Genomic DNA, 13,416 nt, shown 5'->3' on the forward strand with positions numbered 1-13,416 from the left:
TGTCTTCTCAAATGACTGTTTGAATCATCGATACTAAAAATAATTTTTGATCTATTGGGGCTCTACCGTCACATATTCGATTTCTGAGTGCGTGAGTATATAATCAGATTATTTATATTACTGTCGAAATGTGTGATATAGTCTCTTCGTTCGGCCCGTCTCGTCCCTGCCCGACGAGCCAGCAGGGGTCGATTGGACCCAAAAACCGACATCAGTATGACACAATTCTTAGGAGGGAACCGTGCGAACCCGGGAGGCGTGACTCTCCTGAGCGACCCACGGAAACGGCGGTGGATTGGCTGGGGGGCGCTGGCGCTGGTCTTTCTGGCGGTCAACGTCCACCGTCTCTCGACAGCCGTCCTCTCCGAGCAGTTGACGGCCGACTTCGGCATCTCGGCCGCACAGCTGGGTACGCTGCACGCATCCTTCTTCGCTATCTACGCAATCACGCAGATTCCGGCGGGCGTGTTCGCGGACCGGTACGGCCCGCGCTACGTCGGCAGCGGCGGCGCGTTCGTCCTGAGCGTGGGGGCAATCGGCTTCGCGATGAGCAACGGGTACCTCGCGGGGTTTCTTTCCCGCGGACTCATCGGTCTCGGCAGCACCGTCATCTTCGTTGTCATCCTGCGCTATTGCGCGAACTGGTACCGGGCCGACGAGTTCGCGACGATGACCGGGCTGACTGCGAGCATCGCCGGACTCGGCGCAATCTTCGCGACGACGCCGCTGGCGCTCGCTGTCGAGCAGTTCGGCTGGCGCGAGACGGTGCTCGGCCTCGCAGCGTTCGGCTTCGTCGGGGGCGGAGCAGTCTTCGTGCTCGCCCGGAGTTCGCCAGCCAACGCGGGACTCGAACCAATCGAGAACGTCCCCGAACAGCCAACCGTCACCTTGCGGGAGACGGGACAACACCTCCGCGACCTGCTCGGGGACCCCGACCAGTGGCTGCTTTCGCTCATTTTCTTCTCGGCCTCCGGGACGGTCCTGACCATCCTGGGGCTCTGGGGCGTCCCTTACCTGGTCGTGGTGTACGACCTGAGTGTCACGTCTGCATCGACGTACACGTTGCTTGGTTCGATTGGGATACTCATCGGCTCGCCGACTGTCGGCTGGGTTTCGGACCGCCTCGGCCAGCGAGTTCTCCCACTGCTCGTCGGTCTTGGCGGGTTTACACTCGTGCTCGCGGTCATTCCGGCCCTCGGCAAACCGCCGCTTCCCGTCATTGCGGTCGTCTACTTCGCCATCGGCTTCTGTCTCGGGTTCGCGATGCTCTCGCTGTCTATCGTCAAGGAGATGTACCCAGCCGGTGCGAGCGGCGTCGCCACAGCGACGGTCAACGGCTGGGGCTTTTTTGGCGCGACGGTGCTCCCGACGCTGATGGGGTTCGTCCTCGACCGCCATCGGACCGACGATATCGTGGCAGGCAGTGTCGCCTACACCGAGTACGGCTATCGCCTCGCGTTCGCTATCACGACTGTCGCACTGGGCGTGGCGTTTCTCGCCGGCGTGTGGCTCCTGTACCGGGAACGGCGGTAACCGGCCTAGACGTGCTCGTCAAGGAACTCGACGATTTGCGAGTAAGCCTCGATGCGGTTTTCGAGCTTCGAGATGCCGTGGCCCTCGTCCTCGAAGATGCGTTTCTCGACGGGCACGCCCTGCTCGCGGGCACCCTCGACAATCTGTTCGGCTTCGCCAACCGGGACGCGGGGGTCGTTCTCGCCGTGGAGGACGAACAGGGGGGCCTCGATGTTTTCGATGTTGTTGAGCGGGCTGATATCTTCAAGGAACCCGCGGTCCTCCTCCAGCGAGCCGTACTCGGCCTCGCGGAGCTTGCGCCGCCACGGTCCCGTGTTTTCGAGGAACGTGACGAAGTTGGCGATGCCGACGATGTCGACGCCGGCCGCCCAGCGCTCGGGGAATTCGGTCACCGACGCTAGCACCATGAACCCGCCGTAGGAGCCACCCTTGGCGACAAAGCGGTCTGGGTCGACCGCGTCGTGACCCTCCAGCCAGTCCAGTGCGGCCTCGATATCCCGGACGGAGTCCATCCGATTCTCCACGTCATCAAGGTGTGTGTACGACCGCCCGTAGCCCGTCGACCCGCGGACGTTCGGCTCGAAGACGGCGTACCCCCGCGAGAGGAAGTATTGGGTCAAGCCGGCAAAGGAAGGACGGCGCTGACTTTCTGGACCGCCGTGGATATCGACGATAACTGGGGCGCCACCCTCTGGAACATTCTCGGGCAGTGAAAAGAACGCAGGAATCTCCCTGCCATCAAAACTCTCGTAGTGGACGAGGTCCGGTTCGACAAAGCTCTCCAGTGGGATGCCCGCCGTCGAAGCGTGGGTCCAGCGTGTCACTGACTCGTCGAGGAGCGTATCGGCCGCTCCGTCACCTCCGAGAATCTCGTCGCTGTCGGCCTCCCGAAGCGCCTGCACGTCGACCACAGAGATGTTGGTATTGAGAGAGCGGCCGGTCGAGGAGATTGCGAGCCGGTTGCCGTCGGGACCGAAGCTGATGCCGCCGGCGACGTTGCCCGGCATCTCCGGCATCGGTAGCTCGGATATCTCGGTTTCGCCGGTTAGTTCACCCAGCGTCAGGTCGGTGTAGCCGTCGACGTTCCGGGAGTAGGCAAGTAAGCCGCTATCCTCATCAAGTGCGACGCCGCCGACGTTCCAGTCGCCGCCATCACGAACGGTTTCGAGGTTACCCGTTTCGGCGTCCATCCGGGCGAGATACATCGTATCGGCGCCGCGGTCGGTAGCGACATACAACGCCTCGCCATCGGGTGCCCACTGTGGGCTCCGGTAGCGAACCTCGTCGTCGTCGGGATTCAGGTGACGAACCTCGCCTGTGTCGAGGTCCAGAACCGACACGTCTTGGTCGAACCCAGAGTGTGATTCGACAAGAATCAGTTCGTCACCGTCTGGACTCCAGCCGCCAACGGTGAACCAGCCATCACCTTCGAAGACCCGCTCCGCGTCATTCCCAGTCCCATCCCTGTCTTGTACGTACACATCGAAGACTGACTCGTCACGACGGTTCGAGGCAAACGCAAACTGCTCGCCATCGGAACGCCAGCCACCCCAGTAGTGTTTGGCGTCTGGCATATCTGTTAGTGGGGTTATGTGCCCATCCCCATCGAGCCTGAACAGTTGCATGCGCTCGTTGCCACCCTCATCCATGCCAAAAATCAGCTCGGGTCGCTCTGGCGAGTAACTACAAAAGGAGACAGGCTCGTCGTAGAAGGTTCGCTGTACTGGCCAACTACCGGGTTCGTCCATCGTCCATATCTGGGGCACCCCGGTCGTGTCGAGCAGGAATGCGAGCGTCCCATCTGGAGAGAGCGAAGCAGCATACGCCTGGCGTATCGTGAGATACCGTTCGAGATTGTACACAGCAGTGTCAAACGGTTGCATGAATCAAAGCTGTTGTGGGCTCGACCGTTTCCCGACACACAAACGGTAGTTTCGACAAGACTCTCGACCATCCCCTGTTGAATTAACTATCTACCTTTATTCTATGATATAGTGTACAATAGCAGTTTATAGATGTTTTTTAGCACAAACTTTACAAGTGAATGGTTTAGAAGTGGTCATATGGGTACAAGAGTGGGTGACCCAAACGACACGTCACCGAGACTGTCCGAAGCAGAATACAGGGACCGATTGCGGGAGTTGCCACCAAGTGCGAAGCTTGTCGCGCGGGTGCTCAGAGCGGAGGGTCCGCTCCCACAAGGAGACATCGCAGCGGAATCATTGCTCCCGGAGCGGACTGTCAGGTACGCACTGAACCGACTCGAAGCGGACAATCTTATTGAGAGGCAGTATAGTCTCTCCGATGCTCGTAAACAAGTCTATACGGTGACTGTCCGCTGAAGATAGTGGACTCGTTTCGACAACCGTTTTAATCCGGACCTGTTTAAGCAAAGCAATGGCTACGTGTATCATCTGTGGTTCGTCTGTTGACGGCCGCGTTTGTGACCTTCACGAAGAGGACGTTGTCTTTGAGTTTCGCGGCGCCCAACCCGACGAGTTGACACCGCGGCGGTACTACCGAGGAACTGTCGACGGCTACGCCGAATTCGGTATCTTCGTCGACATCGGCGACAGCGTGACGGGACTGCTTCACAAGAGCGAACTCAACCAACGACTCGAGAGTATGAGTCTTGACCCGGGCGATTCCGTGTTCGTTCAAGTACAGAGCGTGAGAGACAACGGAAATGTCGATCTTGGCTGGTCAATCCGCCAAGAAGAGAGCCAGTTCCGCGGGACGCTCATCGACGACCCCGACGCTGACATGGAACTGCTCGCCGAGGAAGCCAATAGCGAAGAGGCCAACAAAACTGACGAGTCGACGGACAACGAGACCACTGACGAGTCGACAGACGAAAAGACCACTGACGAGTCGACAGACGAAAAGACCACTGACGAGCCGACCGAAACGGCAGAGCAATCGGCCGAGACTGATAACAATACGCCGGAGCAACTCGACATTCCTGGTGTCACGGTTGACCAACTCCCCGACCACGTCGGCAGCCGCATTCGTATCGAAGGTGAAGTCGAGACTGCCCGCCAGACAAGTGGCCCGACAATCTTTGAACTCCGCGACGAAACCGGCACAGTAGACTGTGCTGCCTTCGAGGAAGCTGGTGTCCGGGCTTATCCTGATGTTACCGAAGGTAATATCGTGCGCATCGAGGGAGAAGTCGAGAAACGACGCGGTGAACTGCAGATTGAGACGGAGGCACTTGTCGTACTCGAAGATGAGGAGCGCGATGAAGTGACTGGCCGAATGCGCGACGCCCTTGTCGAGCGAGCGCGACCAGACGAAGTCGAAACGTTGGCTGATGACACCGCTGTCGAATCGGTTGTTGATGACATTCGCGACGCGGCAACGGCTATTCGTCGTGCTGTGCTCGAAGGTCGACCGGTTGTCGTCCGACACGCTGCAACTGCTGATGGATACGTTGCTAGTACAGCAATTGAACGCGCAACGCTGCCACTTATTCGCGAGGAACAGCAGGGTGCAGACGCGGAGTACCACTACTTCGACCGTCGCCCCCTCGAAGACGCTGTCTACGACATGGACGACGCGACGAACGACGTGACAACGATGCTCTCGAACCGAGAGCGCCACGGTGAGTCGCTCCCACTTTTCGTCTTCGTCGCCACCGGCGGCACCACTGAGTCCCTTGATGGCTTTGACCTGCTTGACGTGTACGACGCCCGCCGCATTGTCATCGATGAACGCGCTATCGACAGTGAGATTCAGTCTGCAACTGACGTGCTCGTCGGCCCAGCACTCAATGGCGAAACCGAAACGACGGCCACGGCACTCGGCGCGACTGTCGCTGCACACGTAAACCCAGAGGTTCGTGATGACCTTGGTCATCTCCCAGCAGTGAGTTTCTGGGAGGAGACACCAGCCCAGTATCAAAAGCTTGCGACGGCCGCCGGCTACGATGCCGACGCCGTCCGCACTCTTCGCGAGGCCATCGCGCTGGAAGCGTTCTACCAGTCCTACGAGGACAAGCGCGAACTCATCATCGACCTCCTGTTCACCGACGAGACGAACGACCCAGCCGAACTTGCGGCCCACATCAGCGAACAGTTCCGGACCCGAATGGACACAGAAATCGAGACCGCAGAAGCCAATCTCGACCGGCAGACGGTTGGCGACGAGACGATACTCGTCCTCGATACCGACGCCTACACGCACCGGTTCGAGTTCCCGGCGACCCACCTCCTACTGGACGAGCTGTTCCGACGCCATAGTGAGGATGCAGCCGCACTCGTCGGTATCGATGAAGACGAGGCCTACATTCGAACCACCCAGACTATCGACGTGCGTGACATAGTTGAGACAGCACAGGAGTCGGCACCTGATGCAGCGCTTGATGCCCGCGGCGCTCGTGAGGGACGTGTCGAGTTCCTGCGCGGCGAGCAAGAGGCTGCGCGCGACGCCCTTCTTACCGAACTCGGTAACGCGCTCTCTGCATCCCACCCGGCCTGATTCTGGGACTGCTCTCGTCACACAACAGTCTTGTTCTGTGATGGCGTCGTTTGTGCCGTTCTTATCCTTTTAGAAGCTGCAAACACAGCTAGCTATCACCATGTCGAACAAAGAACCCTTTATTAGCTCAAGGTCACACGGACCTGTATGGACGTTCAGCTACTCGAATCGACGGCTGACCCCGAACGCCTCATTTGCCAGGCAGCCCGTAACGATTACATGGAAGAGTACGTCGCTGACACGCCATTCGAGGAGGCCATGGCCTCGATGGGGGGCGACTCGCTCGAAGACAAACAGGAGACGCTCATCCACCACCTACTCGACCACGGCCACTTTGGTCCATTCGAACACCCCCATGCAACCTTCGCGGTGAAAGGCATCAGCCGCTCGTGTATGGCCCAACTCACCCGTCATCGGCACGTCTCTTTTGATGTGCAGTCGATGCGATACGTCTCGTTCGATGATGTCGACCCCGATGATGTTCACGACGGTGAGATGGTCGTCGTTCCTCCGTCCGCGACGGATCCCGACTGGGTTGGCCGCAACCAGCAGTCCGGTCAAGTTGATGAGGAGACTGCCGCCGAGCGTGAAGAACTGTATAGAGAGACAATTGCCAACTCTTTCGATGCCTATCAGGAACTACTGGAGAAAGGAATGCCACCTGAAGACGCACGGTATGTCCTCCCAATCGGAACCAAGGTTAATCTCGTCATGTCGATGAACGCCCGCATGCTGATGCACGTCGCTGATATGCGTGCTGCCGCTGACGCACAGTGGGAAATCCGTGATATGACCGAACGTGTCCTTGACCTCGCTGCCCAGTGGTGTCCCATCACCTTCGAATACTACGACGAGGAGATGCACAACCGCAAGAACCGGCTCGCACCGTAGACAACGGGTGCACTGCTGGTCGCAACCACTACTTGGTATACTCTCTCAGTGCAGGAGCAAAACATAATGGTTATACGGGCTTCGTCGCATACGATTTAACGCGCTCTGGTGGTGTAGTCCGGCCAATCATATTGCCCTCTCGAGGCAATGACCGGGGTTCAAATCCCCGCCGGAGCATCCTCATCCTTTTGCTGTCTTGTGGTTTTGGTGCGTGGCTAACCTGAGGTGAACCTAATGCAACAGGGCAAACACGTAATCGAAGCCACCAAATCCCGTCGCTGTCTTGCGGTTCATGTTGTTGCCCCGGCAATTACATTCGACGAAAGTTTCCGGAGGCAATCATGACCGAACTTGACGGAATTACCGTTGTCACAGAGCCTAGTGAAAAAATACTAAACAATCGTCAACTATCTGACTACGAGCACCAACGGAAGGATTGTCTCGAGTGGTTACTCACCTTCGGAAAGAACCCTGACAAGGTGGATGGTTATGCGTTCGAAACTGTTCGCGCACGGGCCTACAGGATGGACATGTTCTATCGCTGGGTCTGGGAAAGCGAAGGCCGATACGTTGCGGATGTTGACCACGAACACGCAGACGACTGGATGGAAGAGTTAGCCTATCAGGACAAGAGTAACGCGCACAAGGACAACTGTCAGAAAGCCGTACAGATGTTGCTGAAGTGGCGACATCACGAACATGGTCTCAACGAGTGGAAGCCAGAAATCCGATTCAATAGTGGCGCATCGTCCTCACAGCCGAGAGATTTTTTGACGCGAGAAGAACGGAGCAAGATTAGAGAAGCCGCTCTTGAGTACGGCTCTGTTCCGTCCTACAACAGTCTCACACCTGAAGAACGGGATCGCTGGCGAGCATACCTCGCTCAACGATTCGAAAAGCCCAAATCCGAGATCTCACCTGACGACTGGAATCGAGCCAATGGTTGGAAAATACCGTCACTGGTGTTCACCAGTCTCGATGCTGGATTGCGACCAATCGAAGCCGCACGCGCAACGTCCGCTTGGGTTGACGTAGAGAACGAAGTCCTCAGAATACCCAAAGAAGAGAGTTCAAAAAACCGCGATAACTGGATTGTCGGTCTACAGTCACGGACCGCAGATATGCTGCACCGGTGGCTCGTACAAAGAGAGACTATACCGATGTACGATAATACGGAGGCGTTGTGGTTGACTCGACAAGAGAATCCATATCGTTCTCGAGCGCTAAAACATCTCCTGTCTCGGTTATGTGAGTTGGCAGAGATCGAAACCGAAGAAAGGAGCCTGAGTTGGTATGCGATTCGACATTCGGTAGGAACGTATATGACCCGTGAAGAGGGGCTGGCTGCGGCGCAGGCGCAACTTCGACATTCGAGCCCCCAGACAACAATGAAATACGATCAGGTACCCGTAGAGGACCGACAGGACGCGCTTGACCGGATGGGGTGACAACTCACTCCAAGATTTCGTCTACAGCCTTCTCTACCAGTTCAAGTTCTTTTTCGTAATCTCCATCTAGTAAACTCTCTGGTTTCATGTCACTCACAGTCTCGGAAGTCTTTTGATAGTCATACCAAGCCAGCCAGTGTAATCGCTTCCTGATTCGGTCTGAGTAATTGGAATGAAAGAGTGACACCAATTCTCCGTAGTTTGTGAGATCATAGGAAGCCTGTCTACCTGTATTGAGTTTAATTAGCGGTCGATCATTCCAAGGGGCTTCACCTTCCGTTTCTGAAGCTCTCCTGAGGACATTCCCAACATTATTGTTGTAACTAATACCCCACTTTTCGGCTGCAATATCCTTCGAGGTGATATTTTGCTGTGGTGAACTCTCGAGGTCTTCTAGGCCTGAGATTTCAATCGGTTCAGTCTGAGATTGGTTTTCTAATTCTCGAAATATACACAGAGTTTCGGGCAGATTGACCTTTTTACCTGAGTAAACATCTTCAATAGCCTTTGTGTCTGACATCAAATATTCTGATAATTCCTCGAAAGGACCCAATTTTGTCTCTTCAAGGAGTTCATTTGCTATTACCTCTGTTTCTGTTATATTCTCCAATTTCGACTTTGTGAGCGCTAAGAGGGCGACTGCCGATGTGTCTTGAAGTCCAAGTTCTTCCAACTTCTCAAAATCTATCTCTTTTTGCTTTCGTCTTCGAGCAAGATCTTTGCGTACCTGTTCTACATCGAACTCGTGCCCACCAAATAACTCGTCTAGTGCCGATTTAATCACAGCCAAATCTTTCTGAGATTCTGGGGTTATATACCTGGGGTCTAAAAGCCCGTCAACAATCCCGACAATAAGATCACGTTGACTGTGCGTCTCGCCGTTGTCATACAATAGGGAGAGTGTTTCACCGTGCGCTTTTCCGAGTCGGTACAGATTTTCATCTGCTCCTTCGACTGGTGGGGAAGATTCCCAATATTCATTGAATGTCTCTAACAATTCGTCTCTATCTTGGTCCCACTGATCAGAATCCAGTAACCCACTTTTGTGGAAGGCGTGTACATCAAAGATTCCTCGAAAAATTCGTTCTGCTAATCTGTTTCGTTTTTTCTCGATGGCATTATCCAGCTCACCTGGGGGAGCATTTGGATTCTCGATTAGCTCCTGAAGTTGCCCTCGCGATAATGCAAAGCTGCTCCGGTCCACATCTATGTCGTCATACTCATAAACCATGATTGGTATTTAAGTAGAATCATTTTTGTGGTAAATAAATGTTTCCTCTCCGACCTGAACAGTAAACATCATTCTAAAAATGCAACGACGATTATCTGCCGCGACATCGGTCGTGGACCAGAGCAGGTGATCGACAATGACCAAGTACATCTCTCAGAAGACTGCTGAATTAGTCGGACCTCGTCTCCGAATTCCCATAGATCAAGAGGCAGGAGATTTCTACGAATTCATGTTGGAAAAAGGCAAGAAACCAGAAGCAAATGAAGGATTAGCACAAGAATCAGCTGACAATTATTTATCGCGGTACGATCAGCTCTTGCGCGCAGGATATGCCCTTTCAAACGGGCAGATGGTCGAGTTGAGTCACGACATTGCTGACAGAATCGAAGAAGCACTGAACGACGATGAATTAGTGAAGGAAAACGGAGAAGCATACAGTCCATCAAGCAAACGGAAATTCCAGAATACTTTAGAAAAGTATTTTGAATTTCGGGGGAATAAAGGAGGAAGCGAATGGGACTCAACGTACTTGTTCGAGGAACCGTCTTCAATAGAGCGAGATTTTTTTCGTCGGGATGAGCGGGCGGAACTGCGCAAAGCAGCCCTAAATTACGGGCAACTGCCTCACTACTCCTCATACTGGTGGCTGTAATTCTTTGAATCGCTAGTTCCTGATTCGCCAGGCAAGAGCCTCGCTGTTAGAAAATACCAAGTTCGAATCTTCACGTACTTACAGCCATCAGTATCAGTCACCCCCGAAGAACGTGATCGAATAAAGGCATATCTTGCACAAAAAAAAGGGATTCCTAAATCAGAAATCAACAGAGATGTTTGGAATAGAGAGCGCGAGTGTATGAAAATACCGTCATTGGTCAATACTGCACTTGACGCTGCACTGCGACCAGTCGAAGTGGAAAACAGCAGTGTCGACTGGCTTCGGTTGGACATCAACGAATTATACGTTCCTAAAGAGAACTCCGCAAAAGGTCGAGAGAACTGGAAGGTAGCGTTGCGGCCAGAAACGTCCCGACTGAACGAAGCATGGATGGAACAGCGAGCTGCGCTGCCGAAGTACGACAATAGACACGAAATTTGGCTGAACCAGAAGGGGAACCCCTACGACAAGAAAACGCTAAATGACTTACTGCGTAGGTTGCTCGAAAAGACCGAGATCAACACCGAGAATCGAGACCTGTCTTGGTACTCGATTAGACACTCGACAGGAACCTATATCGTCGAGGATGGAAACCTCGGACAGGCTAACAGTCAACTCAGACACGAATCGCTGGAAAGTACTCTTCGCTATGATCATTCGCCGACCGATAGTCGATCTGAGACTCTGGACGATATCGAGTGAGAATGATTTCATCGGAGACAGCAAGTACTGAAAAGTGAAATTAGATGTCGTAGGTAAGACACGGGGGTGTCGCAAGTACGACATGATCGTTGTCCATGTTACTCAGCTGCTGAGCATGTTACACAATTGAAAACAAACTGCGTATGCCAGTGCAGGAGGAATACGCGCTATTGATAATTCGTTAGGTGTCGTTCAGGATGTTTTGAATTAGTTCTACATTCTCGTTATATTCTACTTCTGCAGTTAGGCCAACACCTGCAAAATTAGCTGTCTGAGGTTCTTCGCCTTCTTGTTCTACAAGGATTTTGAGGAGTTCATTGGCACCGATCATCAAGTCGTTCGGGTCAGTGCCTGAATATGGAACAGCACGGTAGTCTTTGAATGGCTTTGTCCGGTCTATGACGGCCTCTTGTGCAACTTCACCCCAGGGCGCAGCATATTCAAATGCAGCTTGTTTTTTCAGCAACTCGCTTGGTCCGATGTTGTCGGCGAGTGAGTTTAGTGCCTGGCGTTTGGTTTCGAATCGGTCAGAGTCGGATTCTTTCATTCAATCAAACCTATATATTAGTAACTTAAAAGGCTTCGTGTGATATATAGATTACATGTAATCATCCATTTTTAATCGTAAGTTTTGTGCGAGTCGTATAACACAATTTTCATCATAACAATGGTACATTTCTCACAGGGCATCAAACCCTCGCTCATCCCGATACATTGTTACAGAGGAGTTTCTCGAACCAGCTGTATGGTTCGTTGAGGTTGAACTGGTCGACACAGTGTGTAATCACGGCTACTTGCTGTCAGGGGTAATCGACTACCAGTATTCTCCCGGTACCTGTGGATTGAGGAACTTGTCCAACTCATCCCGAGGCTCAGTAGGGGGGAGGTCGCTGACGATGTTGCCCTTCCGGGCCTCGGGGACAAAGTCCCAGGAATAGTAGTGTGTCCAGTCGTCCAACTCGGATAGATCTACATCGTCGACAACGATGCGCTGGTGGGCACTGTCATACAGTTCGCCCAGCATCCGGACTTGCTCTTGGCGTGATAGATACAGCTGGTCCGACGACTCAGAGTCGGGCCATTCGTATGCCGGATGGGCGGCGAGAATCTCGGTCGTCCCTGGAATCGTCGCCTCGCGTTTGAGGAGCTGATTTCCTGTTGCGTATACAATGTGGTCTGTCCGGTGGGCGAGATGAGCGACCCACGTGAGCGGGACTGCCTCACGATCATCACATGGTGGTGGGTTGACATCGACTGTATCGTCTCGATCGAACGCGAAGACCGTCCGCCCGGTAGCACTCTGCTCGGGTTGGTGCAGTTCTCTCGCTTGCGGTGGCGTTTCGATTCTCATAGCTCCTGCAGGTGCTGTGCGAACTGTCGAAGGGCCTCAGCAGTCGGCTGTGTTGCTGGCCACCACTCTGGCACTGTTCTGTGCTTGGTATCGATTGTTAGTTCCTCGCACCAGTCGTCCGGAATAGCTGACGCACCGAACCGTGCGCCGACGACCGCCCCAGTGACTGCCCCAACGGTATCCGTATCACGACCCATGTTGACCGCCTTGATAATCCCCTCTTGCGGATCGGCAGCTGTGAGTCCATGATAGAGACCAGTCTGGAGCGTATGAATCACGTAGCCACTCGACTGGAGTGTCGCCGGATCGATGTCGTCTGGGACGGGTCGAAGTGCGTCGAGTAGTTCCTGTGGCGCGTCCCCAGCAACATTATTAAGCGCAGAGTCCAGTGGATCAAGATCGCCAGCTAGGAGGCTTGCCAGCGTCCGATTCAGGACAGCACAGCCGTACGTGCAGCGCGGGTCTGCATGTGTGATGGCTGAGGAGGTTTGACTGATCTCTTGGAGTCGCTTCGGGTCGTCTTGGAATGCTATCGCGTAGGGGACACACCGCATGACGCTGCCGTTGCCAGCGTTCTGTCCCTCGGGACGGGACTCCCAGACGGTCTGCCCCGCTGTGTCCCAGTCATCGCCACGCTTGAGACGACGCAATGTCTCGGTAGTCATCAACCCCACGTCGAACGGATGGCTGTCGTACCAGGCGACGAACCGTTCAGCGACGTCTGCTGGCTTGAACCCATCACACTGGACGAGGCTCTGGGCAATACACAGCGCAAGTTCCGTGTCATCTGTGACTGTGCCTGGTGGCTTCTTGTGTGTCCCACCACCAAGCATCTCCGTCACTTCCCCGTGTTCGCCCTTGATTTCGGCAGTTGATTTGAACTCAACTGGGCGGCCCAGCGCATCACCACAAGCCAGTCCCAACAGGAGTCCTGTTGCTCTGTTCCCATCCATTTCGAGGTACCCTCTTGTATCGGTCTTTCGAGTCAGACACAATTTAGCTACCGGAACACATCACCAGAGTAGGTGAGAACTGAGCTCTCGTGAGTTCTCTTTGAGTGTCATTGGAGAGGGTGGACATATGCTTTAGAGTCTTTAGAGGCTGATTGCCAGACCAAAGCAAATCA

At 54.3% G+C, this 13,416-nt stretch carries 12 protein-coding genes and 1 tRNA gene; 8 read left to right on the top strand and 5 right to left on the bottom strand.

Features of this window, described 5'->3' with window-relative positions; translation table 11 throughout:
- The first annotated feature begins 258 nt into the window (after positions 1–258).
- The gene (locus tag N5098_RS14335) at positions 259–1,533 is read left to right on the top strand and encodes an MFS transporter (protein WP_368408031.1); all 1,275 of its coding nucleotides are present in this window, start codon (positions 259–261) and stop codon (positions 1,531–1,533) included.
- A gap of 5 nt (positions 1,534–1,538) precedes the next feature.
- On the opposite strand, the gene N5098_RS14340 is transcribed toward N5098_RS14335, so the two are convergent.
- Complete coding sequence (locus tag N5098_RS14340; RefSeq protein WP_267638569.1) at positions 1,539–3,416, bottom strand: S9 family peptidase; 1,878 nt, start codon at positions 3,414–3,416, stop codon at positions 1,539–1,541.
- Between the two features lie 180 nt (positions 3,417–3,596).
- Between N5098_RS14340 and N5098_RS14345 the strand changes: the two genes are divergently transcribed.
- The 5 genes from N5098_RS14345 (at position 3,597) to N5098_RS14365 (ending at position 8,351) form a co-directional block, all read left to right on the top strand.
- Complete coding sequence (locus N5098_RS14345) at positions 3,597–3,875, top strand: MarR family transcriptional regulator (RefSeq protein WP_267638570.1); 279 nt, start codon at positions 3,597–3,599, stop codon at positions 3,873–3,875.
- Positions 3,876–3,930: 55 nt separating this feature from the next.
- Positions 3,931–6,012, top strand: coding sequence for a DHH family phosphoesterase (locus N5098_RS14350; protein ID WP_267638571.1), 2,082 nt, complete (start codon positions 3,931–3,933; stop codon positions 6,010–6,012).
- Positions 6,013–6,159: 147 nt separating this feature from the next.
- Positions 6,160–6,903 (top strand): FAD-dependent thymidylate synthase, encoded by a 744-nt coding sequence (gene thyX / locus N5098_RS14355; RefSeq protein ID WP_267638572.1) that lies wholly within the window; start codon positions 6,160–6,162, stop codon positions 6,901–6,903.
- Positions 6,904–7,005: 102 nt separating this feature from the next.
- Positions 7,006–7,080 (top strand) — tRNA-Glu (locus N5098_RS14360).
- Positions 7,081–7,244: 164 nt separating this feature from the next.
- Positions 7,245–8,351, top strand: coding sequence for a tyrosine-type recombinase/integrase (locus tag N5098_RS14365; RefSeq protein WP_267638573.1), 1,107 nt, complete (start codon positions 7,245–7,247; stop codon positions 8,349–8,351).
- Positions 8,352–8,355: 4 nt separating this feature from the next.
- On the opposite strand, the gene N5098_RS14370 is transcribed toward N5098_RS14365, so the two are convergent.
- On the bottom strand, positions 8,356–9,582 hold the full coding sequence (locus N5098_RS14370) for a hypothetical protein (RefSeq protein WP_267638574.1): 1,227 nt from the start codon (positions 9,580–9,582) through the stop codon (positions 8,356–8,358).
- Between the two features lie 136 nt (positions 9,583–9,718).
- Here N5098_RS14370 and N5098_RS14375 point away from each other — a divergent pair, with 136 nt between their 5' ends.
- Both N5098_RS14375 and N5098_RS14380 read left to right on the top strand, forming a co-directional pair.
- The gene (locus N5098_RS14375; protein ID WP_267638575.1) at positions 9,719–10,234 is read left to right on the top strand and encodes a type 2 periplasmic-binding domain-containing protein; all 516 of its coding nucleotides are present in this window, start codon (positions 9,719–9,721) and stop codon (positions 10,232–10,234) included.
- 201 nt (positions 10,235–10,435) lie between these two features.
- A complete protein-coding gene (locus N5098_RS14380) occupies positions 10,436–10,939 on the top strand; it encodes a tyrosine-type recombinase/integrase (RefSeq protein WP_267638577.1) in 504 nt (167 codons plus the stop codon).
- A gap of 181 nt (positions 10,940–11,120) precedes the next feature.
- Here N5098_RS14380 and N5098_RS14385 read toward each other — a convergent pair whose 3' ends face one another.
- The 3 genes from N5098_RS14385 to N5098_RS14395 all read right to left on the bottom strand — a co-directional run bounded on the left by N5098_RS14385 (position 11,121) and on the right by N5098_RS14395 (position 13,243).
- Positions 11,121–11,486, bottom strand: a complete 366-nt coding sequence (locus tag N5098_RS14385; RefSeq protein WP_267638578.1) for a hypothetical protein — start codon at positions 11,484–11,486, stop codon at positions 11,121–11,123.
- Between the two features lie 267 nt (positions 11,487–11,753).
- On the bottom strand, positions 11,754–12,290 hold the full coding sequence (locus N5098_RS14390; RefSeq protein ID WP_267638579.1) for a hypothetical protein: 537 nt from the start codon (positions 12,288–12,290) through the stop codon (positions 11,754–11,756).
- Entirely contained in the window at positions 12,287–13,243 is a 957-nt protein-coding gene (locus N5098_RS14395; protein WP_267638580.1) for an ADP-ribosylglycohydrolase family protein, read from the bottom strand. Before N5098_RS14395 ends, N5098_RS14390 begins: the two co-directional genes overlap by 4 nt.
- Between the last annotated feature and the right edge of the window lie 173 nt (positions 13,244–13,416).

It is taken from the genome of Halovenus rubra (genome assembly GCF_026586665.1).
In the GTDB taxonomy this organism is placed as follows: Archaea; Halobacteriota; Halobacteria; order Halobacteriales; family Haloarculaceae; genus Halovenus; species Halovenus rubra.

Excerpts from the sequence above, each read along its gene's own strand:
- N5098_RS14370 (WP_267638574.1), bottom strand. The coding sequence starts at position 9,582 with ATGGTTTATGAGTATGACGACATAGATGTGGACCGGAGCAGCTTTGCA.
- N5098_RS14340 (WP_267638569.1), bottom strand. The coding sequence starts at position 3,416 with ATGCAACCGTTTGACACTGCTGTGTACAATCTCGAACGGTATCTCACG.
- N5098_RS14350 (WP_267638571.1), top strand. The coding sequence starts at position 3,931 with ATGGCTACGTGTATCATCTGTGGTTCGTCTGTTGACGGCCGCGTTTGT.
- N5098_RS14375 (WP_267638575.1), top strand. The coding sequence starts at position 9,719 with ATGACCAAGTACATCTCTCAGAAGACTGCTGAATTAGTCGGACCTCGT.
- N5098_RS14380 (WP_267638577.1), top strand. The coding sequence starts at position 10,436 with ATGAAAATACCGTCATTGGTCAATACTGCACTTGACGCTGCACTGCGA.
- N5098_RS14390 (WP_267638579.1), bottom strand. The coding sequence starts at position 12,290 with ATGAGAATCGAAACGCCACCGCAAGCGAGAGAACTGCACCAACCCGAG.
- N5098_RS14345 (WP_267638570.1), top strand. The coding sequence starts at position 3,597 with ATGGGTACAAGAGTGGGTGACCCAAACGACACGTCACCGAGACTGTCC.
- N5098_RS14365 (WP_267638573.1), top strand. The coding sequence starts at position 7,245 with ATGACCGAACTTGACGGAATTACCGTTGTCACAGAGCCTAGTGAAAAA.
- N5098_RS14395 (WP_267638580.1), bottom strand. The coding sequence starts at position 13,243 with ATGGATGGGAACAGAGCAACAGGACTCCTGTTGGGACTGGCTTGTGGT.
- thyX (WP_267638572.1), top strand. The coding sequence starts at position 6,160 with ATGGACGTTCAGCTACTCGAATCGACGGCTGACCCCGAACGCCTCATT.
- N5098_RS14385 (WP_267638578.1), bottom strand. The coding sequence starts at position 11,486 with ATGAAAGAATCCGACTCTGACCGATTCGAAACCAAACGCCAGGCACTA.